The sequence below is a fragment of the Haloarcula rubra genome (genome assembly GCF_019599465.1).
Taxonomy (GTDB): Archaea; Halobacteriota; Halobacteria; order Halobacteriales; family Haloarculaceae; genus Haloarcula; species Haloarcula rubra.
In genome coordinates this window covers 444,235-464,384 of record NZ_RKLR01000002.1, presented here as the reverse complement: position 1 = coordinate 464,384, position 20,150 = coordinate 444,235, and the positions used below count along the sequence as shown (strand labels likewise).

General features: G+C 68.7%; 22 protein-coding genes. 14 read left to right on the top strand and 8 right to left on the bottom strand.

Annotated elements, in window-relative coordinates; translation table 11 throughout:
- Nucleotides 1–38 precede the first annotated feature (38 nt).
- From EGH21_RS07085 to EGH21_RS07055, 7 genes are all read left to right on the top strand, one after another.
- Nucleotides 39–1,526, top strand: coding sequence for an Hvo_1808 family surface protein (locus EGH21_RS07085; protein ID WP_220617772.1), 1,488 nt, complete (start codon nt 39–41; stop codon nt 1,524–1,526).
- On the top strand, nt 1,519–2,850 hold the full coding sequence (locus EGH21_RS07080) for an Hvo_1808 family surface protein (protein ID WP_220617771.1): 1,332 nt from the start codon (nt 1,519–1,521) through the stop codon (nt 2,848–2,850). The genes EGH21_RS07085 and EGH21_RS07080 overlap by 8 nt, the downstream gene beginning before the upstream one ends.
- Before the next feature lie 123 nt (nt 2,851–2,973).
- Nucleotides 2,974–4,446 (top strand): ATP-binding protein, encoded by a 1,473-nt coding sequence (locus EGH21_RS07075; RefSeq protein ID WP_220617770.1) that lies wholly within the window; start codon nt 2,974–2,976, stop codon nt 4,444–4,446.
- Nucleotides 4,447–4,554: 108 nt separating this feature from the next.
- Nucleotides 4,555–4,746, top strand: a complete 192-nt coding sequence (locus tag EGH21_RS07070; protein ID WP_220617769.1) for a hypothetical protein — start codon at nt 4,555–4,557, stop codon at nt 4,744–4,746.
- Between the two features lie 95 nt (nt 4,747–4,841).
- Nucleotides 4,842–5,993: a nicotinate phosphoribosyltransferase gene (locus EGH21_RS07065; protein ID WP_220617768.1), complete on the top strand. Its 1,152-nt coding sequence runs from the start codon at nt 4,842–4,844 to the stop codon at nt 5,991–5,993.
- 96 nt (nt 5,994–6,089) lie between these two features.
- Nucleotides 6,090–6,374 carry a DUF6360 family protein gene (locus EGH21_RS07060; RefSeq protein ID WP_220617767.1) on the top strand — a complete coding sequence of 95 codons (285 nt, stop codon included), beginning with the start codon at nt 6,090–6,092 and terminating at the stop codon, nt 6,372–6,374.
- Between the two features lie 74 nt (nt 6,375–6,448).
- A complete protein-coding gene (locus tag EGH21_RS07055; RefSeq protein WP_220617766.1) occupies nt 6,449–6,748 on the top strand; it encodes a CPCC family cysteine-rich protein in 300 nt (99 codons plus the stop codon).
- On the opposite strand, the gene EGH21_RS07050 is transcribed toward EGH21_RS07055, so the two are convergent.
- Nucleotides 6,745–7,599 (bottom strand): ZIP family metal transporter, encoded by an 855-nt coding sequence (locus tag EGH21_RS07050; RefSeq protein ID WP_220617765.1) that lies wholly within the window; start codon nt 7,597–7,599, stop codon nt 6,745–6,747. The two genes, EGH21_RS07055 and EGH21_RS07050, sit on opposite strands and share 4 nt — an antisense overlap.
- 87 nt (nt 7,600–7,686) lie before the next feature.
- Between EGH21_RS07050 and EGH21_RS07045 the strand changes: the two genes are divergently transcribed.
- Entirely contained in the window at nt 7,687–9,042 is a 1,356-nt protein-coding gene (locus EGH21_RS07045; RefSeq protein ID WP_220617764.1) for an arylsulfotransferase family protein, read from the top strand.
- Here the strand turns inward: EGH21_RS07045 and EGH21_RS07040 are convergent.
- Entirely contained in the window at nt 9,039–10,175 is a 1,137-nt protein-coding gene (locus tag EGH21_RS07040; RefSeq protein WP_220617763.1) for a site-2 protease family protein, read from the bottom strand. The genes EGH21_RS07045 and EGH21_RS07040 overlap by 4 nt on opposite strands.
- A 92-nt stretch (nt 10,176–10,267) precedes the next feature.
- Here EGH21_RS07040 and thiE point away from each other — a divergent pair, with 92 nt between their 5' ends.
- Nucleotides 10,268–10,912: a thiamine phosphate synthase gene (gene thiE, locus EGH21_RS07035; RefSeq protein ID WP_220617762.1), complete on the top strand. Its 645-nt coding sequence runs from the start codon at nt 10,268–10,270 to the stop codon at nt 10,910–10,912.
- Here thiE and EGH21_RS07030 read toward each other — a convergent pair whose 3' ends face one another.
- Nucleotides 10,913–11,161 (bottom strand): glutaredoxin family protein, encoded by a 249-nt coding sequence (locus tag EGH21_RS07030; RefSeq protein ID WP_220617761.1) that lies wholly within the window; start codon nt 11,159–11,161, stop codon nt 10,913–10,915.
- A gap of 82 nt (nt 11,162–11,243) precedes the next feature.
- Between EGH21_RS07030 and EGH21_RS07025 the strand changes: the two genes are divergently transcribed.
- The 3 genes from EGH21_RS07025 to EGH21_RS07015 all read left to right on the top strand — a co-directional run bounded on the left by EGH21_RS07025 (nt 11,244) and on the right by EGH21_RS07015 (nt 14,213).
- Entirely contained in the window at nt 11,244–12,179 is a 936-nt protein-coding gene (locus tag EGH21_RS07025) for an oxidoreductase (protein ID WP_220617760.1), read from the top strand.
- Nucleotides 12,180–12,254: 75 nt separating this feature from the next.
- Complete coding sequence (locus EGH21_RS07020; RefSeq protein WP_220617759.1) at nt 12,255–13,043, top strand: VOC family protein; 789 nt, start codon at nt 12,255–12,257, stop codon at nt 13,041–13,043.
- Between the two features lie 84 nt (nt 13,044–13,127).
- The gene (locus EGH21_RS07015) at nt 13,128–14,213 is read left to right on the top strand and encodes a hemolysin family protein (protein ID WP_220617758.1); all 1,086 of its coding nucleotides are present in this window, start codon (nt 13,128–13,130) and stop codon (nt 14,211–14,213) included.
- Here EGH21_RS07015 and EGH21_RS07010 read toward each other — a convergent pair.
- Entirely contained in the window at nt 14,210–14,512 is a 303-nt protein-coding gene (locus tag EGH21_RS07010; protein WP_220617757.1) for a cupin domain-containing protein, read from the bottom strand. The two genes, EGH21_RS07015 and EGH21_RS07010, sit on opposite strands and share 4 nt — an antisense overlap.
- 42 nt (nt 14,513–14,554) lie before the next feature.
- Complete coding sequence (locus EGH21_RS07005) at nt 14,555–15,790, bottom strand: DUF2238 domain-containing protein (protein ID WP_220617756.1); 1,236 nt, start codon at nt 15,788–15,790, stop codon at nt 14,555–14,557.
- Between the two features lie 76 nt (nt 15,791–15,866).
- Between EGH21_RS07005 and EGH21_RS07000 the strand changes: the two genes are divergently transcribed.
- Both EGH21_RS07000 and EGH21_RS06995 read left to right on the top strand, forming a co-directional pair.
- A complete protein-coding gene (locus tag EGH21_RS07000; RefSeq protein ID WP_220617755.1) occupies nt 15,867–16,397 on the top strand; it encodes a hypothetical protein in 531 nt (176 codons plus the stop codon).
- An 84-nt stretch (nt 16,398–16,481) separates the two neighbouring features.
- The gene (locus EGH21_RS06995) at nt 16,482–16,643 is read left to right on the top strand and encodes a ribbon-helix-helix protein, CopG family (RefSeq protein WP_220617754.1); all 162 of its coding nucleotides are present in this window, start codon (nt 16,482–16,484) and stop codon (nt 16,641–16,643) included.
- 21 nt (nt 16,644–16,664) lie between these two features.
- On the opposite strand, the gene EGH21_RS06990 is transcribed toward EGH21_RS06995, so the two are convergent.
- From EGH21_RS06990 to EGH21_RS06980, 3 genes are all read right to left on the bottom strand, one after another.
- Complete coding sequence (locus EGH21_RS06990; protein ID WP_220617753.1) at nt 16,665–17,942, bottom strand: MBL fold metallo-hydrolase; 1,278 nt, start codon at nt 17,940–17,942, stop codon at nt 16,665–16,667.
- A gap of 680 nt (nt 17,943–18,622) precedes the next feature.
- The gene (locus EGH21_RS06985; protein WP_483867050.1) at nt 18,623–18,937 is read right to left on the bottom strand and encodes a WNWW family protein; all 315 of its coding nucleotides are present in this window, start codon (nt 18,935–18,937) and stop codon (nt 18,623–18,625) included.
- A gap of 298 nt (nt 18,938–19,235) precedes the next feature.
- Entirely contained in the window at nt 19,236–20,099 is an 864-nt protein-coding gene (locus tag EGH21_RS06980) for a sulfurtransferase (RefSeq protein WP_220617751.1), read from the bottom strand.
- Nucleotides 20,100–20,150: the final 51 nt, after the last annotated feature.

Here is a 20,150-nt window from a genome sequence, read left to right as displayed (position 1 = left end):
CGTGTGACTTTTCACCGCGCTCCCCTTCAGTAGGGTAGATGCGCCGCCAGTCCGCCGTCCTCCTGTGTGCCGTCGCCCTCCTGCTCACCGGGTGTCAGGGGTTCGGGAGTAGCCTCGGTTCGCCCGACCAGACGGCGACGCCGTCGCCGACGGCGGACGAGGTGTTCACGCTGGAACTGGACACCAACGAGAGCGACGGCGACGACCGTGCGAGCGAGACGGCGCCACCGGACCCAGAGACGGACGTCCGCGGCTGGGAGAACGGGGTCTGGCACAACGAGACGCTGGCGGTGACCACCGAGGACGGCCTCAACGAGAGCGAGCGCGAGGCCGTCGTCGCCCGGTCGATGGCTCGCGTCGAGTTCGTCCGGGAACTGGAGTTCGAACGGACGGTGCCCGTCACCGTCGTCTCTCGCGAGGAGTACCGTAACCAGAGTCGCGGCGGCGACCCCGGCGAGTCGCTCCGCCGGTTCGACAACGCGAAGTTCGAGGCGCTGTTCCTCGTCGGGGAAGACCGGGACTCCATCGCGGTCCAGCGGAGCCAACTCGGGTCGAGCGTGCTGGGATACTACAGTTCCAGCCGAGAGGCCATCGTCGTCGTCTCCGACGCGGAGACGCCCACGATAGCGGAGTCGACGCTGGCACACGAACTCGTCCACGCGCTACAGGACCAGCGGTTCGGCCTCGACAGTGACGCCCGGACGCGAGACGCGATACAGGGGCGCAACGGCCTCGTGGAGGGCGACGCCGTGGCGACGACCGACGACTACACCGCCCGCTGTGGCGTCCAGTGGGAGTGCCTGCCGAGTGCGGCCGGTGGCGGCGGTGGCGGTGACCGACACTTCGGTATCGGTTTCCTGCTGTACTTCCCGTACAGCGACGGGGCGGGGCTGGTCGAGGACCTCCGCGACCGCGGTGGGTGGGCCGCCGTGAACGACGCCTACGACGAGACCCCCGACGGCGCTCGCGAGGTCGTCACGCCGGCCGAGTACCCCGACTGGGAGCCACGAGACGTGACACTGGCCGACCGCTCGACCGACGAGTGGGAGCGCGTCAGACCGTCGACCGACCGGGCCCGGCCCGACTACGCCGTCGTCGGCCCGTCGGCCATCGCCGCGACGGCGGCGTACACGCTCGCCGACGACTACAACGAGTCGGCCGTCGTCACCCAGCGCGACGTGTTCAACTACGACGGGAACGGACTCGACGACACCGACCCGTACAACTACGCGCTCCCCGCGACGACCGGGTGGGACGGCGGCCGGATGCACGTCTACACGAACGGGTCGGAGACGGCCTACGTCTGGCGTACGGCCTGGGAGACAGAGGCAGACGCCGCGGCGTTCGCTCGGACGTGGACGGCCGTCCTCGCACACTGGGGCGGGACCCAGACCGCAGACGAGACGTGGGTGCTAGCCGAGTCGAGTCCGTTCACCGACGCCGTCGCCGTCCACGTCTCCGGCGACACCGTCACCGTCGTCAACGCCCCGACGGAATCGGAACTGAACGAGGTCTACGATGCGTAAGGAACTACTACTCGTACTGACTGTCGTCCTCGCTGGCTGTACCGTCCCCGCCTTCGGCGGCAACGACCACCCCGACGCCCCGAACGGCGAGGACAGTATCGGCTGGGAGAACGGCTACTGGTACGACGACCCCGTCGACGTGACCACCGAGGACGGCCTCAACGAGAGCGAGCGCGAGGCCGTCACCGCCCGGACGATGGCCCGCATCGAGCAGATTCGGAACCGCGAGTTCATCGAGTCGGTGCCCGTCGACGTCATCTCGCGAGCGGAGTACCGCAACCGCTCGCGGGGCAACGGGAGTTCGGGCGGCCCGCCCGAGGACCCGTGGAACGACCAGGTGTGGGAGTCGCTGCTGCTCATCGGCGAGGAGTCGGGGAGCAGCGAGGCCATCGACGACACGCTCTCGACGTCAGTGCAGGGCTTCTACTCGCCGAGTCGGGACGAGATCGTCATCGTCAGTCCCACCGAGACGCCACACATCGACCGGCGGACGCTGGCACACGAACTCGTCCACGCGCTGCAGGACCAGCAGTTCGGACTGAACGGCTCCGCCGAGACCCAGGATCAGCAACTGGCCCGCGACGGCCTCGTGGAGGGCGAGGCGAACTACGTCCAGTACCTCTACCAGCGCCGCTGTGAGGACGACTGGAGCTGCGTCGCCCGCCCCGAGCGGAGCGGTGGCGGCGGCGGTAGCGGCCCGCGGTACCCCGGCCTGTTCACCGTCATCTACCAGCCCTACGCGACGGGGCCGGCGTTCATCGACAGCGTCTACGGCGACGGCGGGTGGGACGCCGTCGACGCCGTCTACGAGCAGTACCCCGAGAGCACCGAACAGGTCATCCACCCGGAGAAGTACCCCGACGAGGAGCCCGAGAACGTCACCGTCCCGGACCGCTCGAACGACGAGTGGAACCGCTTCGACCACGACCCGGTGGCCGACACCGTCGGTGAGGCCTCCATCTTCGCCACGATGTACCACAACAACCAGACCGACGCCAGTCGCTACCGCTACGAGAGCGAGCCATCGGCCGGGTGGGGCGGTGACAGCGTCGTCCCCTACCGCAACGCGTCGGGTGCCGGCGGCTACGTCTGGGTGAGCACGTGGGACTCCGAGGAAGACGCTCGCCAGTTCGCACGGGCCTACCGGGCGGCGCTGGTCGAGGAACACGGGGCGACCCAGCCCCGGACGAACGTCTACGTCGTCCCCGACAGCAGTTCCTTCGCGGACGCCTTCCGGGTCACGCGGTCGGGCGACACCGTCCGCATCGTCAACGGCCCGACGGTCGAGGACTTGGACGGGATTCACCGGCCGCGCGGGTCCTGAGCGCGGTCGGGTAGTCCTATCCGTTTCGGGGGGTCTTTTATACGTCGGTCGGTCGTACCGTGTCTCAGTGACGGGTGACCGAGGGGGCAGTAGTTACGGATGGCGCACAGAGGCTGGTCGCTAATGCCGACGCTGACGGCACGACGCGTCGTGGTCGGGGCAGTCGTCGTTCTCACCGGGGCCGGAATCCTCGCGACCGGCGCCGGGGACGTCTACGCCGACGCCATTACACAGGACGACCCGCTGTGGACGACCCTGCTCGAGAACACCGTCTCGCTGAGCATCGGCCTCTCGCTGGTCGTCGGGGGGTACTGGTTCGCGACCGAGGCCGACCGCCTGCAGGTCGAGCGGATGAGCCGCTGGGTCGGGGTGGCCGTCGGTGCAGTCGGTGTCACGGCGGCCCTCGTCCTCGGCGCGCAGGCGTTACAGTCCCGGTTCAAACCACTCATCGTCGTCGTCGCCATCACTGGCCTGACCGTGCTCTCGGGCCTCGGCCTCGGACTGTACGACGCGGGCAGACTGGCGACGGAGCGAGCGCTGGCGCGTGAGCGAGACAAGTTCGTTGCCCTGTTCGAGAACGTCCCGAACCCGGTCATCGCCGTCCGGTTCGAAGACGAGGAGGTCCGAGTCGAGATGGTCAACCCCGCGTTCGAGGACGTGTTCGGCTACACCGAGTCCGACCTCGCCGGACGGGACCTGCGCGACGTCCTGCGGCCACCGGACGAGGAACCGGAGCGTATCGACGGCGAAGAACGGTCGGTGGCCCCACAGTCCGCCGCCGGGGCCGACGAGAGCGACTGGACCGAGGTCGAAGTGACCCTAGAGACGGACTACGGACAGCGGGAGTTCGTCCGCGTGACGGCACCCATCGACGACGAGACCGAGGAGGAGGAGTACGCCTACTACGTCGACGTCACCGACCGGAAGCAACGTCGAGAGCGCCTCCAAGTCCTCTCACGGACGTTGCGCCACGACATCCGTAATCGAATGGACGTGGCGTACGGGACGGCGGAGGTGCTGGAGGACACGCTCGACGGCGAGTCCGAGTCCCTGGCCGGGAACATCCAGGGCGCTATCGACGACCTCCGACAGATTAGCGAACAGACCAGAGAGGTCGAGAAAGTCGTCTCCGGGGAGTACGAACCGTACGCGGCGGAACTGGCCGACGTCGTCACCGACGGAGTCGAGCTGGTCCGAGCCGACCACCCGAACCTCGACGTCACCGTCTCGCTCGCGGACACGCCCGCAGTCAGGGGGAACGACGCGTTGCCGGTCGCCGTCGGCAACGTCGTCGAGAACGCCGTCGTCCACAACGACACCGACGGCTCGTCGGTCGAGATTAGCGCCGAGGTCGCCGCAGAGAGTGGGTACGTCGACCTGCGAATCGCCGACGACGGACCCGGTATGCCCGACCGTGAGGTCGAACTCCTCAAAGACGAACGGGACCGGTCACAACTCGAGCACACGAGCGGCCTCGGCCTCTGGGAGGTCAGTTGGATTCTCCGTGACCTCGGCGGGTCGCTCGACTTCGCCGACAGAGCGCCGCGCGGGACGGTGGTGACTCTGACGCTGCCGGTCGCCGACGCACACGAGTGAGGACCGGCGGCCGGCGAATGCGTCGTCGAGCGCGTCGGGGAGGAACGCGACGCGGAAGGTCAGTTTGATAGACAGATTATTGTAGCTTGGGCAACATCATCCAGACTGATGCACACATCGCCACAGACGATGGAGCACCCCGAGACGACGTACGCCTGCCCACTGTGTGAGCATCGCAGTGAGACGGCGACCGACGTCTACGTCCACCTGCAGGTATCACACCGCAAGAGCGAGATAAGCGAGGCGCTCATCGAGGCGACGACCGACGCGGGCACGCGGTCCGAACTCGCCGACCGGTGACCGTCGGCACCGCGAGCACCTCCTGCGACCCAGCGAGCACGCCGTGACGACCGGTGGACCGGGGTCCTTTTTGAACTACCTTCCGAAAGCCGGGTATGAGCGAGGAGTTCGACGTCGTCCCGCCCGAGACCATCCGCGAGGGTCGGGCGACCGACGCCTACTTCGACCGGACGATGGAGGCACTGGAGCACGCGGGGAAGAACCCCGACGTGGTCGCCGAGGTGACGGCCAACCAGTTCGCCACGGGGGCGTGGAAGTTACTGGCCGGCCTGAAAGACGCCGCGCACCTGCTGGAGGGGCGGGCGATAGACGTCGACGCCCTCCCGGAGGGCCAACTGTTCGACGGCGGCCCGGTGATGCGCATCGAAGGCCCGTACCGGGAGTTCTGTCGGTTAGAGACGGCGCTGCTGGGCTTTCTCTCCCACCCGACCGGCGTCGCGACCCGCGCGCTCGAAGCGCGCCGGGCGGCCCCCGAGACGTCGCTCCTCTCCTTCGGGTCCCGGCACGTCCACCCGTCGCTGGGCGCGATGATAGAGCGGTCGGCCCTGCTGGGCGGCCTGGACGGCTTCTCGAACGTCGCCGCCGGCGACGTCCTCGGTCGGGAGGCCGGCGGGACCATGCCCCACGCGCTGGTCATCTGCTTCGGCCGCGGGCAACAGGAGGCGGCGTGGCGGGCCTTCGACGCGGCCGTCCCCGAGTCGACGCCGCGCATCGCGCTGACCGACACCTACACCGACGAGGTGGACGAGGCACTGCGGGCGGCCGCCGCCGTCGACGACTTAGACGGCGTCCGACTCGACACGACCGGCTCTCGGCGCGGTGACTTCCGCCACATCGTCCGCGAAGTGCGCTGGACGCTGGACGCGCACGGCCACGAGGACGTGGACATCTTCCTGTCGGGCGGCCTCGGCCCCGACCAACTCCGGAGTCTCCGGGACGTGGCCGACGGCTTCGGCGTCGGAAGTTACGTCTCGAACGCCGACCCGCTGGACTTCTCGCTCGACATCGTGGAAGTCGACGGCGAACCCGCGGCCAAACGCGGGAAGTTGACGGGCAAGAAGTCGGTGTACCGGACCGCCGACGGCGGCCACCACGTCGGCCTCGCCAGCCACGAGGGCCCCGACGACGCCGTCTCGCTGATGGAACCGCTGCTCCGGGGCGGCGAGATAGTCCGCGAGTTCGACCTCGATTCGGCCATCGAGCGCGCCGCCGCCGACGCGGAGACGGTCGGCTTCACCGACGACTGACCGACCGACCGTCTCTGCCGGGTACGCGACCGACGGTCGCTGCCAGCGAGGACCGAGAGCGCAGGCGTTTAGACCACGACGCGCCAACGCTATCGCATGGCAGACCGCATCATGAAGGTCAACGCGTACACGACGTTCGACCTGCTCGACGGCGAGGTAGAGGGCCACGGCTTCGACGAGGAGGCGCTGGCGGTGCTGAACGTCACCGCCCCGCGGAAGAACCCCGACCACGTCGAACTCCAGTTGGAGATGGACAACACGCAACTGGACGCGGTGAAGCCCCACGCCGACACGGTCACCCTGTCGGCGGCACAGGCCCGCGAACTCGCGGCCGAACTCGAAGAGTACGCCAGCAAAGTCGAGGCCGCACAGTCCGAGTAGACCGCTGTCGGGCGGTCGTCACCCACCGTGAACGACCCGGTAGTTCTTTGATGTGTCGTCACTTACCACGGGCCATGTCGACCGACACGCCCGGCAACCCCGCCGCACGGGAACTGGGGTACTGCCCGTGCTGTGGCTACCGGACACTCCCGAAGGGGCGGCCGGGGTCCTACGAGGTGTGCCCAGTGTGTCACTGGCTCGACGACCCGACCCAGTTCGGCGACGTCGACTACGTCAGCGACACCAACCACGTCTCGCTGGCGACGGCACGGGAGAACTTCCGGAAGCACGGGGCCTGTGACCCGGACGAGGTCGAGGCCTGCGTCTCCGCCGACGGGTTCGACCGGGACCCGAACTGGCCCTACGACCGCTAGGCCGCGAGCGAGATGTCCAGATACAGCATGACGATAGCGCCGGCCATCAGCCCCAGCGTCGCCACCCGTTCGTGGCCGCTCCGGTGGGTCTCCGGGATAATCTCGTCGGATATGACGAACAGCATCGCCCCCGCCGCAAAGCCCATCGCGTAGGGGAGTAAGGGTTCGACCAGCGTGACGGCGACGGCCCCCAGAATCGCCAGCGGAATCTCGACGACGCCGGCCCGGACGCCCGCGACGACGGCGTAGAGGCGGCGGTCAAGGCCCGCGTTGACGGCCGCCACCGACACCGCGAGGCCCTCCGGGACGTTCTGGATGCCGATGGCGAGCATCAGCGCCAGCGCACCACCCAGTTGTGAGGGGTCGGTGGCGGCCGCGCCGAACCCGACGCCGACGGCCAGCCCCTCGGGCATGTTGTGGAGCGTAATCGCGAGGATGAACAGGACGACGCCGGCCAGTCGCTGGTCGTCGACCGGCAGCGACTCGCTCGGGTGGGCGGCGTCCTCTCGCTTGCTCCCGGTCAGGAGGTAGTGGGCGTGGGGGATGAACCGGTCGGCCTGGTCCAGAAAGAGCGCCCCCAGTCCGACGCCGACGAGCGTCGGAATCGGGTTGCCGCCGGAGTACTCCTCAATGCCGGGGATGATGAGGCTCGTGAACGCCGCCGCCAGCATGACGCCGGCGGCGAACCCGAGTGCGGTGTCCAGCGCCTCCTGGGAGGGGTCTCGCCACACCAACACGAGCGAGGCCCCGAAGAGGTTCATCCCGGCGATGACGAGGCCGCCGACCAGTCCCGTGACGAGTGGGTCGGTGCCGACGAGCGACGAGAACGCCTCGGCGAGTCCTGACTGCATCGTCGTGGCCTGCGTCGGCGTGGCCTTTGTAGCTACCGCCCGCCGACCCCGGAAGGCTTTTTTCCGCCGTCGGCGGAGACGGGGGTGATGGAACGTGCCACGCGCGGTGCCGCGCTCGTCGCTCTGAGTTGCCTCCTCCTCGTCGGAACGCTCGCGGTCGGTGCGGCGACGGCGCCGGACCGCGGCGTCGCCGGCGACGGGAGCGAGGGGGCGACGCTCGTCGGGTCACAGGGCGGTGGCCCCGGGTGGCACGAGAAAGGGAGCGTCTACCTCGTCGAGAACGGCTCTATCGCGTGGCGCGAGGACAGCGCCGACAGCTACTTCGACGTGACGATGCTGCCGAACGGCACCGTGATGGCCGGGTTCATGCACTCGGGGTACGACTCCGGGTGTGGCCCCTACGAGGCCCCGTGTACGAAGACCGGGTTCCGCATCATCGACCCCGACGCCGACGGCGGGCCGAGCGTCGTCTCCGAGTACGCCTTCCCCGTCCGCACCGCGAAGAACAGCGAGACCCACGACGTCGAACGGCTAGACTCCGGCGAGTACCTGCTCTCGGACATGGAACACGAGCGCGTCTTCACCGTCGAGGACGGGACGGTGACGTGGCAGTGGAACGCGTCCTCGTTCTACGACGCGCCGCCGGACGTGACCAAGCGCGACTGGTTGCACATCAACGACGTGGACGCCGTCAACGAGACGCACTACCTCGTCTCGGTGCGTAACGCCAACCAGATTCTGCTGATAGAGCGCGGCGAGGGCGTCGTCGAAGTCATAAACGAGGACCGCGGGAGCGACGACAGCACCTGCCGCGTCGGCGGCCAACTGTCGGACTTCGACGGTGACGGCGACATGCGCTGTGGCAACCCCGAGGTTCTGAACCACCAGCACAACCCCCAGTGGCTCGGCGAGGGGGCAGTCCTCGTCGCGGACTCGGACAACGACCGCGTGGTCGAACTCCACCGCGAGGACGGCCGCTGGGAGCCGGTCTGGACGCTCGAACGGGCGGGCGGCATCGACGTCCACTGGCCCCGTGACGCCGACCGGTTGGACAACGGCAACACGCTGGTCACCGACACGCTGAACAAGCGCGTGTTCGAGGTGACGCCGAACGGCACCGTCGTCTGGAGCACGGGGACGCCCAGCGACTCACCCATCCCCTACGAGGCCGAGCGACTCCCCGAGGGCGAACGGGTCGGCGCGCAACTGTACGGGACGGCCGACGGGGCGGCCGGGACCGGAACCGCCACGGAGGCGGCGACCGGGACCGGGACGGCCACCGACGGCGGCCGGATTCCGGGGCTCTCGCTGGCGTTAGTCGGCGTCCGGGCCGTCGCGCCGTGGGTCCCCTTCTGGTTCGGCGAGGCCCACCTCGCGCTCTCGGTCGTCGCGCTACTCGGGGTGGCCGCCGGGAGCGTCGACTGGTACCGCCAGCGCGACTAGAACGGGTCGCCGGTCCCGACCAGACGACGCATCTCCATCGCCGAAGAGAAGTCCTCGCGGGAGACGACGTGGACGCCGTCCGGCCCCTCGACGAGAGCGGCGCTCGCCCGGGACGTGTCGAGTTCGACCAGCGCGTCGAACGCCGAGAGGTCGGCGGCCAGCCGTGGCAGGTCCGTCTCCATCAGGTCGGCGACGGTGTCCGAGGAGCGTTCTGCCTGCGAGAGGGCGTGGAAGTCCGCGACGGTGACGACGCCGACCACCTCACCACCCTGCGTGACGGTGAACTCCGTCGAGCGGTCGGCGAACATCCGGTCGACCAGGTCCTCGACGCTGGCCTCGGCCTCGATGGTCAGCGCCGCCGGTCGGGCCACGTCGCCGACGGTCAGGCCGTCGAGCAGGTCCGACAGCGCGACGGTCCGGGACTCGCCCGTCGCGGCGGCGTAGATGAACAGCGCGAGCAAGAGGAGCAAGGGACTGAAAGAGAGCGCACCGACGACGGCGAAGAGGACGGCGAAGGCCGTCCCGATGCGGGCGGCGATGCGCGTCGCGGAGGCGTACGGGCGGGAGCGCGCGAGCAACGCCCGCAGGACGCGGCCACCGTCCATCGGGAACGCCGGGAGCATGTTGAACACCGCGAGGAAGACGTTCGTCACCGCCAGCCAGCCGACGACGAACAGCGTGACGGTCGCACTGGCCGGCAGCGCCAGCAGGCCGGCGTAACAGACGACGCCGACGAGGATGCTGGTTATCGGGCCGGCGACCGCTATCCAGAACTCGCGGTTCCACTCTCTGGGCATCTGCTTGAAGCTCGCCAGCCCGCCGAGAATCCACAGCGTGATGGACTCGACTTCGAGGTCGTAGCGCATCGCCGCCCACGCGTGGCCGAGTTCGTGGAGCGTGACGCTGACGAACAGTCCGACTGCCGCCAGCGTCCCGACGAGCCACGGCGTCGACCCGGCCTGTAAGCGAGCGAGGTCGAGCGTCGTCCCGGCGAGGCCGCCGACGAGGCCGGCGTACAGTTCTATCTGTGACCCGCTCCCGATGAGCCACGCGAGCACCGGCAAGAAGACGAGCAGTGAGATGTTGACGCGGATGGGAATGCCCCACACCGTCGTGACGTGGAAGTTTCGCACGACCGAACGAAGGCGTGCTTGCGAATAATACCTTTGGCACAGGACCGTCACAGACCGCAAGAGACAGGCGTAGCGCCGACCGACCGGCGACCATGGTCGACTGGGACGTGTATCTGGTGACCGGCGAGTCGCTGTCGGCGGGGCGGACCACCCGGGAGATAGTCGAGGCGGCCGTCTCGGGCGGCGTCGGCGTCGTCCAGTTGCGCGAGAAGGACCGCACCGTCCGCGAGCGCTACGAGATGGGCCGCGAGATTCGCGACCTGACCCGCGAGGCCGGCGTGCCCTTCGTCGTCAACGACCGCGTGGACCTCGCACAGTCGCTCGACGCCGACGGCGTCCACCTGGGCGACGACGACCTGCCGGTGGCCGCGGCCCGCGAGATACTCGGCGAGGACGCCATCGTCGGGCGCTCGGTATCGACCGTCGCGGACGCCGAGGCCGCCGAGGCCGCCGGCGCGGACTATCTGGGCGTCGGCGCGGTGTACGCCACGGGGTCGAAAGACGACATCCCCGACGAGGAACACGGCATCGGGCCGGAGCGCGTCGCCGACGTCGCCGCCGCCGTCGACCTCCCCACCGTCGCCATCGGCGGCATCACGGCCGAGAACGCCGCCGAGGTGGCCCGCGCAGGGGCCGACGGCGTCGCGGTCATCACCGCCATCACCGGGGCCGACGACCCCGAGGCGGCGACGGCGGCGCTCCGCGAGGCGGTCGAACGCGGCCGGGCCGAGCGGTGACTACGCGGTCAACTTCCGACGCAGTCGACGCTCGTCGACGCGGTACTTGAACGCCGGCGACCCGTCGAGCAGGACGTAGGGGACGCGTTCGCCGTACCGTTCGCGCAGTTCCTCGTCGGTGTCGACGTCGACCAGCGAGAGGTCCAGTTCGACGCCCTCGTCGGCGGCGACCCGTTCGATGGTGTCGACGGCCTCCGCACAGAGGTGACAGTCCTCGCGCGTGTACACCGTGACGGACACGTCGCTCATCACCCGGCCGTACCCGCTCGACGGGCAAATGCCCATCTGTTTCGCCGAGAGGTTTCTGTGTGTCCGGTCCCAACGAGGGTCCATGGCAGGCTGGACCGCCGACGACATGCCGGCGATGGAGGACCAGACAGTAGTCGTGACCGGGGCCAACAGCGGCCTCGGCTACGAGGGGACGAAGGCGTTCGCCCGGAAGGGCGCGACCGTCGTGATGGCGTGTCGGAGTCTCGACCGGGGTGAGCGGGCCGCCTCGGAGATTCGCCGCGCCGACGGCAGGGGCGAACTCGACGTCCGGGAGTGTGACCTCGCCGACCTCGACAGCGTCGCGGCGTTCGCCGAGGTCGTCCGCGAGGAGTACGACGCCGTCGACGTCCTCTGTAACAACGCCGGCGTGATGGCCATCCCGCGACAGGAGACGGCCGACGGCTTCGAGATGCAACTGGGCGTGAACCACTTCGGCCACTTCGCGCTGACGGGCCACCTGCTCCCCGCGCTCCGAGCGAGCGACGGCGAGGCCCGCGTCGTCACGCAGTCCTCCGGCGCCCACGAGATGGGCGAGCTGGACTTCGCGGACCTCCAGTCCGAGCGGGACTACGGGAAGTGGTCGGCCTACGGGCAGAGCAAGCTGGCGAACCTCCTCTTCGCCTACGAACTCGAACGGCGGCTGGACGAGAGCGGCGCCGACGTCCGCAGCGTCGCCTGTCACCCGGGGTACGCCGACACGGACCTGCAGTTCCGCGGCCCTCGCGAGATGGGGTCGTCGCTCCGGATGGCCGGGATGAAGGTCGCAAACGCGCTGTTCGGTCAGTCGGCCGCACAGGGGGCGCTGCCGATGCTGTACGCCGCCACCGCCGAGGCGGTCATCGGCGGCGAGTACGTCGGGCCCGACGGCTTGCTGGACATGCGCGGCCACCCCGAGTTCCAGCAGTCGAACGCGGCCTCGCGGGACGAGGCCGACGCCGAGCGACTCTGGGACGTCTCCGAGGAGTTGACCGGCGTCACCTACGACTTCGGCGGGTGAGCGGGACGGGCGGACCGGCCGCCGACTTGGCGCTCGGGCCGACCGCTTTTGTTCGCCCGGCTACTGGGGGGAGGTATGGACGGTACACTCGACCACACGATGATTCGCGTCGCCGACCTCGAGGAGTCGCTGGACTGGTACCAGACACATCTGGACTACGAGGAGAAGGACCGCCACGAGGGCGACGGGTTCACCATCGTCTACCTCGGGCCCGAGGAGATGCACGAGGACGGCGCGATGCTGGAGATTACCCACAACGAGGGCGAGACGCCCGACATCGGGGACGCGTGGGGCCACATCGCGGTGCGGGTCCCCGAGGGCGAACTCGAAGCGGCGTACGAACAGCTGATGGAGGAGGGCGTCGAGGACTACCGCGACCCCGAGTCCTGCGGCGGGCGCTACGCGTTCGTCAAGGACCCGGACGGCCACGAGGTCGAAATCGTCCAGCGCGACCACGGCGCGAAGTGGAGCCTCGACCACACGATGATTCGCGTCGAGGACGCCGACGCGGCGCTGGGCTTCTGGACCCGCAAGTTCGGCTACGACGAGGTGGGGCGCTGGGAGTCCGACACCTTCGCGAACTACTTCGTCGAACCGACCGACGCCGCCCCCGAGGAGATGTCCGTCGAACTCACCTACAACTACGACGGCCGGAGCTACGAGATGGGCGACGGCTGGGGCCACCTCTGTGTCCGACTCGACGACCTACAGGACGACTGGGACCAGCTAATGACCCGCGAGGCCGCGGACTACCGCGACCCCGAGAGCTGTGACGACATGTACGCGTTCACGAAGGACCCCGACGGCCACGAGATAGAACTGCTGGAGCGGGACTCCGAGGCCGACTCGCTGTTCCCGTTCTGACCGGGCGAGCCGGGGGCATCGGCGCGGTTCCGTGCCCGCTCGATGACAGTACTTTTTCCCGGGTCGAACGAGAACCCACGGCCAATGCAACCCGTCGAGATAGCGGTCAGACTGCTCGCTGGCCTCGGCCTCATCCTCGCCAACGGCTTCTTCGTGGCCATCGAGTTCGCACTGACTCGCGCCCGGCAGTTCACCGAAGGCGAGTTCGTGAACGACGGTAACGCCGCCCTGGAGCGAGCGTGGGAGATGACCAACGACCTCGAGATATATCTCACCACCTGTCAGGTCGGTATCACCGCCTCCTCTATCGCGGTGGGTATCGTCGCCGAACCAGCGCTCGCGGCCATCTTCGAACCGGTGTTCGCCGGGTCGCGACTGGCCGGTATCGGTCTCGGTGCGCTCATCGCCTTCCTCATCATCAACCTCGTCCACCTGACCCACGGTGAGCAGACGCCGACGTATCTGGGGGTCGAACGAGCGCAGTTCGTCTGTCGCTACGGGGCGACGCCGCTGTACTGGTTCAACTGGCTCATCTCGCCGCTCATCACGCTGGGCGACGCCGTCGCGAAGTGGACGCTGGGACTGTTCGGCATCGAGATGACGGGTGCGTGGCTCGAAACCGAGGAGGACGTCATCGAGTCCCGCGCGGACCTCCGGAACAAACTCGGGTCGGTGCTGAGCGAGGGCGACCTCTCCGAGGAGCGCCGTGAGGAGGTGCTGGCAGCGCTCCACGCCGGCGACCAGCAGGTCCGGGACGTGATGGTCCCCCGCGATGAGATGGTCGTCCTGTCAACGACGCTCGGCGAGACCGAGAACGCCCGCCGGGTCGCCGAGACGCCACACACCCGGTACCCGCTGGTCGGCGAGAGCCTCGACGAGTTCCTCGGCATCGTCTACGTCCCCGAACTCGTCCGCGAACAGGGCGAGGAACCGCTGGACGGCACCCTACTCGACGGCATCGACCTCGAGGCCGTCGCGGCCCCGCCGATGACGATGACGGCGAACACCAGCGTCAGCGACGCCATCGACCGGTTTCAGGCCGAGAGTCAGGAACTCGCGCTGGTCATCGAAGACGGCGAGGTGCTCGGGATGCTGACCGTCACCGACGCGCTGGAGGCCGTCGTCGGCGACATCCGCGACCCGATGGACGAACAGGCCGGCGTGGCCTAACGCGGCGGCGTGTAGAAGTTGACCGTCTCCAGCGGGGCCTCGCCGTCGTTCTCGATGCCGTGGCGTTCGCCGGCCTCGATGCGGACCAGGTCGCCCGCGTCGACGCGTTCGGTCGCCCCGTCGACGGTTACGAGGCCGGTGCCAGAGGCGACGAACAGCCACTGGTCGCTGTCGGCGTGGTAGTTCTCCGGGCCGCCGACGCGCCGGCCGGGGTCGACGGTCATCTCGGCGGCCTGTGCCTCCTCTGTCTCCATGACGACCTCGAAGTAGCGGTCGAAGTCGAGACGCGTGCGTTCCATGCCCGTGCGTTCGGTCGCCGCCGTGGTGTCGGTTGCGGGCCGTCACTCCTCGCGCCGGGCGAGGGCCCCGACGCGGTCGGTGAGCAGCGTAGCGACCCCCTCGAAGTGAGAACTTGACCAGAGCGCCACGACGACGGCCCCGACGGTGTTGAACACGAGGTCGTTGACGATGTCCGTCGTGCCGTACTGGGCGAGGACGGCCTCGCCGCCGACCAGCGTCGCGAGGCCGCCGCTGGCGAACTCCAGTATCTCCCAGCCGACGCCGACGGCGAGGACGAACAGGACGACGAACGTCGCCCGGAACTCCCGGTCGAACGACACGGCGCCGGTGTGGTCTTCGACGGCGCGGGCGACGGCGTAGCCGACGCCGGCCACGAGCGTCGCCGACAGCGTGTGGGTCAGGCTGTCGTACCAGCCCAGCGACTGGTAGAGACCGACGGCGCCGACGGCGTGGAGCGTCGACGCGAGCGCGAGCCACAGCACCAGCCCCCCGTGCATCCGATAGCCGTACTCCCGCCGGAACAGAGCGGGCAGGAGCGTGACCGCCAGCGGCCCGCCGCTGTTGACGAGCAACGTCGGGTCCCGCCGGAGGAGTGCGACCCCGCTGATACCGACCAGCCCGAACTGGAGCGCCCGGGTGGCGAGGCGGGCACGCCGGTCGCCGTCGGACGACGTCGTCGGCCCCTCGGGTGCCGTCGACTCGCGGTCGGCGTCTTCCCGGAGGTGGTCGACGCGGGCCGAGTACTCGAAGTACTGGTCGAAGACGACGCCGGCGACGACGCCGACGCCGGTCGCGCCCACGAGGTCCCACATCAGTTCGGTCTTGTCCGTCAGGAACGCCGTCCCCAAGAGCCGGTCGGCGGCGAAGGCGGCCACCGCCCACGCGCCCGCGAACGCCATCGTCGTCACGACGACGAAGACGACGGCGAACCGCGGCGTCATCGACAGCGACGTGAACGCGTCGAGGGCGACGGCGACCAGTACGGCCAGCCCCGCGACGGCGAGGAACGGGGTCACGGTGGGCGCGAGACCGACCGCCCGGACCACGACGGGGAGCGAGACGGTCGCCACCAGTTCGCCCGGGAAGGTGGTCGCCGGGTCGCGTTCGTGGACCGGGACGACGAGGACGACGGCGACGATACAGAGGGCCAGCACCGCCCAGTCCGGTTCGCCGAGCAGGAGGAACCGCCCGGCGGAACCAGCCAACACCGCCGCCGAGAGCCACGCGACGAGCGCGTCGGACCGGTGGGACCGGAGGAGCGACCGGAGGGATGCCATCGTCGGACCCACCGGTCCGCGAGTGAAAAACGAACCGAGTCCGAACGCTCAACAGACGGTCGGCCGAACGGGGGACATGGAGTTACGGTCGCTCGTCGAGCAGTCGCTGGCCGAGTACGAACAGACGCAGGGGCTGGACCCCGACTGGTTGGACGGGATAGGCGCGACCTACCGCGAGCAGGGGTACCTCACGCGCGAGCAGTTGTACGACGTCGCGTACGCCAGTTCCACGCGGAGCGCCTACCACGTCGAGTCGAACCCCACGGAGCGGTGTCGGGAGGTCACGCGGAACGTCCGGCACGTCGACGGCGACTTCTCGAAGATTCAGCTCCTCTCCGGGCTCTCGGGGTTCAAAGCGCCGACGGCGTCGGCGGTGCTGACTGCGCTGGACCCCGAGCGCCACGCCGTCGTCGACACGCGCGTCTGGGCCTCGCTGGAGCGACTGGGGTATCTCGAGGGACGCAAAGAGTCGTTCGACGCGGCGGACTACGTGACGATGCTCGGCCCGATTCGGGACGTCGCCAGCGAGACCGGGTACGCCGTCGACGAGGTCGGGTACGCCCTGTTCGCCTACGACGTGGCTGAACGCGAGGGGACGTTGCACTGAACGGGTGTGCCGGCCCGTGTCACACGAACGCAGGACAGTCGTCTGACGAGAGTATTTACCCACCCGCATCCTGTTTCGAACCCGATGAACGAGACGTTCCTCGACCTCGAAGAGGTCGAACTCGAACTGGACGAGGAGTTGCTCGAGGCTATCGACGAGAAGGCCTTCGCCGACCACCGCGACAACCGCGACGCCGCTATCCGTGACCTGCTGGACGAGTGGCTGAAGACCCACGACGAGGAGTGAGCGCGGCGCCGTCCGCCCGGGTCAGAGTTCGACCGTCTCGCCGAGTTCGGGCGCGCTCGCAGTGAAGCCGTCGGCACGCAACGCCTCGGCGAAGGCCGCCGTCCGGTCGCCGTGGTTGACCAGAACCGCCGTGTCCCGGTAGCTATCGAGGAAGTCGAGTAGCCCCTCGCGGTCGGCGTGGGCCGAGAACTGGTGGAGTTCCACCTGTGCGCTCACCGGCAGCACCCGCCCGTCGAGTTCGGCACTGCCCGTCTCCAGGAGTTCGCGGCCGGGCGTCCCCTCGACCTGATACCCGGTCAACGCCACCTTGTTCGTCGGGTGCTGGCGGATGGCGGGGACGTAGGTCATCGCCGGCCCGCCCGAGAGCATCCCGCTCGTGGTGACGATGACGGTGTTCTGCTTCGCGATACGCTTCCGTTGGCCGTCGCGCCCGTCGACGAACCGCGCCGCCGAGGTCGCGCCCGAGAGCGCGTCGGCGTCCCGCAGGAACTCCGGGTGGCGTTTCAGTTGCTCGGTGACTCGCTGACCCATCCCGTCGACGTAGCAGTCGACGTCGTGGGCCGCACAGACGAGCATCACCTCCTGCGTACGGCCGATGGCGAACGCGGGGACGACGACGGTCCCGCCCTCCCAGACGGTCTGGCGGACGCTCTCGACGAACCGCTTCTCGACCGTCTCGCGGGCCTCGTGGGTCACGTCGGAGTACGTTGACTCGCAGATTACGGCGTCGACCTCGGGACGTGCGGTGGAGGGAGCGACGAGTCGCTGGGTCCCGGTGTGGAAGTCGCCCGTGTAGAGCAACTGCGTCTCGCCGTCATCGGACTGCGTCCGATTGCCCGAGGTACGTCGTACCTCGCTGTCGTCCACGAGGACGTGCGCGCTCCCGGGGATGTGGCCGGCGTTGTACAGCGTCACATCGTAGCCGGCCGCCTCGAAGGACTCACCGTAGCCGTGGGTCACCGACGCCTGCGTGAGACGGCGCACGTCCGTGTCGGTGAACGGACAGCGCGGGGTCGAGCCGTGGAGTTTCAGCGTGTCCTCGGCCAGCGTCGTCGCGAGGTCGCGGGTCGGCGGCGTCCAGTGGACCGGCGGCAGGTCCCCGCTGGACATCAGCGCCGGCACCGCTCCGGCGTGGTCTAAGTGGCCGTGGCTGACCACGACGGCGTCGGGGTCGACGTCGCCGACGGGGTACTGCGGTGGCGACTCGCTGGCCATCCCGTAGTCGAGCAACAGCGAGTCGTCCACGAGGACGGCGCTCCGACCTATCTCGTCGGCGCCGCCGAGGAACTGGACCTCCATCGCCCCGCAGTAGTCGTCGTGACGGTTTCCCTCCGTCGGTTCGTCACCGGAAGAGGACGGTCGGTCGGCGAGCGGCGTCTTCGACGGACGTCCGACGGTCGGCGAAGGCGTCGTACACCCGTTCGCGGCACTCGCCAGAGCCGGCGTCGATGTCTGTCACGGTCGGTGGCTCGCAACTGGGGCGATGACGAGCGGCTGTTGGGGTTCGACGGGCATGAGTCTGTGACCGACACGGACGGGTGTGTGGTCGCCGGTGGTTCCTCCGGCGCAGGAAAGGTAGTCTTCCTGATACTATGCCGTGGTGACACCCGACAGGGGGGTGGCTGGAGCGGCGACGTTCGGCCTGTCCGACCGGACGGCGTGTGACAGCGGCGAGGACAGTCGTGTTTCCCAAGCTATAGTTAGACGAGAAACCGCCGCAGTCTGGCGATATGTGTTACTTGGTAACACGTAATTTGTGCCTCGGTACCAGTAGCACATAAACAATTATTATGATTGGGCGATAAGGTGAACCTGTCATGGCGACACGCCAGCAGACACCGACGACGTACCACACGTGCAGCTGCGGCGAGGACTTCGAGACGACGGAGGCCCTCCTCGAACACGCACGAGAGGCACACGGACTCAGCGTATTCTGACTGGCGTATCGCGTCCCGTTTTCCCAGACTGCCGAGCGGCCGCTACGACCGGCTGTCGACGTCCGGCCGGACGCTGAACCGGGCGTAGCCGCCGTGTGAGAGGTCCAGCGCCCCCAGCCACCAGTTCCACCGCTCGACGAGCGAATAGTCGTCGGGCGCGTCCCGGAGGTTCCGGACGACGGTGTCGACGGTCAGTTCGCCGTCGAAGTCGGCGTCGAACTGCCCGGCCTCGGCCAAGTCGCGGGCCTGTCGCGCGACGACGGCGACTGGCTCGTCGTCCGCGTCGAACGTCTCGCGCAGCACCGCTTCGAGTTCCTGTCGGTCCACACGGTGTGCTTGGCGGCCGTACTCTTGAATCCACGGCTCGGAGGGGGCCGTCGCCACTGGCTCTGGCCCACGCGTGCTCGCCGTACGAACGGCGGCGTGGCTCACCGGGCGACGCGCGAAAGAATGGCGACGTCGAAAACTGGCCTCGGTCGTCGGCTTCGAGTCGAGGCCGACTCCCGTGCTACGTTGCTCGCGGGTCACTTCGTTCCCCGCTCGTTCGTTCCGAGAGCCTCGCTTCGCTCGGCTCTCGCGTCAGTCGTCCGCCTCGCCCTGCTTCACGGCTCGCTACGCTCGCCGTTCCGCCACGAGGCGGACGCCTTCACTCCGTTCAGTCGTCCGCCTCGCCCTTCTCGATGGGGGCGCCGACGAGGTTGCCCCACTCGGTCCAGGAGCCGTCGTAGTTGATGGCGTCGTCGTAGCCGAGCAGTTCGTGGAGCGCGAACCACGCCACGGAGGAGCGCTCGCCGATGCGGCAGTAGGCGACGACGGTGGAGTCACCGTCGATGCCTTCGTCGGCGTAGAGCGCTTCGAGTTCCTCGCGACTCTTGAACGTGCCGTCGTCGTTGGTCACGGCCGCCCACGAGATGTTCTTCGCGCCGGGGACGTGGCCACCGCGCTGGGCCGTCTCCTGCAGTCCTGGCGGTGCGAGAATCTCGCCGGAGAACTCCTCTGGCGAGCGGACGTCCACGAGCGGCAGTTCGCGCTCGATGGCGTTCTCGACGTCCTCGCGGTAGGCGCGGATGGACTCGCGCGGGCCGGAGGCGTCGTAGTCGACGGCGTCGAACTCGGGCACCTCGTCGGTGAGTTCGTAGTCGTTCTCGACCCAGTACTCGCGGCCGCCGTCGAGCAGTTTCACGTCGTCGTGGCCGTAGTACTTGAACTGCCAGTAGGTGTAGGCGGCGAACCAGTTGGAGTTGTCGCCGTACAGGACGACGGTGGAGTCCTCGCTGATGCCGTGCGAGCCCAGCAGGTCCTCGAAGTCGTCCTTCGAGAGGATGTCCCGCGTTGTCTGGTCCTGGAGGTCCGTCTCCCAGTTGAACCCGATGGCGCCGGGGATGTGGCTCTCGTCGTACAGTTCCGTGTCCACGTCCACCTCTACGAGTCGGTGGGCGGGGTCGTCGCTCTGGAACTCGTCCAGGTGCTCGCTGACCCAGTCGGCCGAGACGAGCACGTCGTTGGCGTAATCAGTCATTGTGCGACCAACCATTCGGCTACCACACATATATTACCACGAGTGGCGGCA

Bases quoted from the DNA above. Each gene is read 5' to 3' on its own strand.
- EGH21_RS07065 (WP_220617768.1), top strand. From the start codon at position 4,842: ATGAGCGAGGAGTTCGACGTCGTCCCGCCCGAGACCATCCGCGAGGGT.
- EGH21_RS07000 (WP_220617755.1), top strand. From the start codon at position 15,867: ATGGAGTTACGGTCGCTCGTCGAGCAGTCGCTGGCCGAGTACGAACAG.
- EGH21_RS07085 (WP_220617772.1), top strand. From the start codon at position 39: ATGCGCCGCCAGTCCGCCGTCCTCCTGTGTGCCGTCGCCCTCCTGCTC.
- EGH21_RS06995 (WP_220617754.1), top strand. From the start codon at position 16,482: ATGAACGAGACGTTCCTCGACCTCGAAGAGGTCGAACTCGAACTGGAC.
- EGH21_RS07005 (WP_220617756.1), bottom strand. From the start codon at position 15,790: ATGGCATCCCTCCGGTCGCTCCTCCGGTCCCACCGGTCCGACGCGCTC.
- EGH21_RS07080 (WP_220617771.1), top strand. From the start codon at position 1,519: ATGCGTAAGGAACTACTACTCGTACTGACTGTCGTCCTCGCTGGCTGT.
- EGH21_RS07025 (WP_220617760.1), top strand. From the start codon at position 11,244: ATGGCAGGCTGGACCGCCGACGACATGCCGGCGATGGAGGACCAGACA.
- EGH21_RS07060 (WP_220617767.1), top strand. From the start codon at position 6,090: ATGGCAGACCGCATCATGAAGGTCAACGCGTACACGACGTTCGACCTG.
- EGH21_RS07030 (WP_220617761.1), bottom strand. From the start codon at position 11,161: ATGAGCGACGTGTCCGTCACGGTGTACACGCGCGAGGACTGTCACCTC.
- EGH21_RS07015 (WP_220617758.1), top strand. From the start codon at position 13,128: ATGCAACCCGTCGAGATAGCGGTCAGACTGCTCGCTGGCCTCGGCCTC.
- EGH21_RS07045 (WP_220617764.1), top strand. From the start codon at position 7,687: ATGGAACGTGCCACGCGCGGTGCCGCGCTCGTCGCTCTGAGTTGCCTC.
- EGH21_RS07070 (WP_220617769.1), top strand. From the start codon at position 4,555: ATGCACACATCGCCACAGACGATGGAGCACCCCGAGACGACGTACGCC.
- EGH21_RS07075 (WP_220617770.1), top strand. From the start codon at position 2,974: ATGCCGACGCTGACGGCACGACGCGTCGTGGTCGGGGCAGTCGTCGTT.
- EGH21_RS07050 (WP_220617765.1), bottom strand. From the start codon at position 7,599: ATGCAGTCAGGACTCGCCGAGGCGTTCTCGTCGCTCGTCGGCACCGAC.
- EGH21_RS07010 (WP_220617757.1), bottom strand. From the start codon at position 14,512: ATGGAACGCACGCGTCTCGACTTCGACCGCTACTTCGAGGTCGTCATG.
- EGH21_RS07020 (WP_220617759.1), top strand. From the start codon at position 12,255: ATGGACGGTACACTCGACCACACGATGATTCGCGTCGCCGACCTCGAG.
- EGH21_RS06990 (WP_220617753.1), bottom strand. From the start codon at position 17,942: ATGGAGGTCCAGTTCCTCGGCGGCGCCGACGAGATAGGTCGGAGCGCC.
- thiE (WP_220617762.1), top strand. From the start codon at position 10,268: ATGGTCGACTGGGACGTGTATCTGGTGACCGGCGAGTCGCTGTCGGCG.
- EGH21_RS07055 (WP_220617766.1), top strand. From the start codon at position 6,449: ATGTCGACCGACACGCCCGGCAACCCCGCCGCACGGGAACTGGGGTAC.
- EGH21_RS06980 (WP_220617751.1), bottom strand. From the start codon at position 20,099: ATGACTGATTACGCCAACGACGTGCTCGTCTCGGCCGACTGGGTCAGC.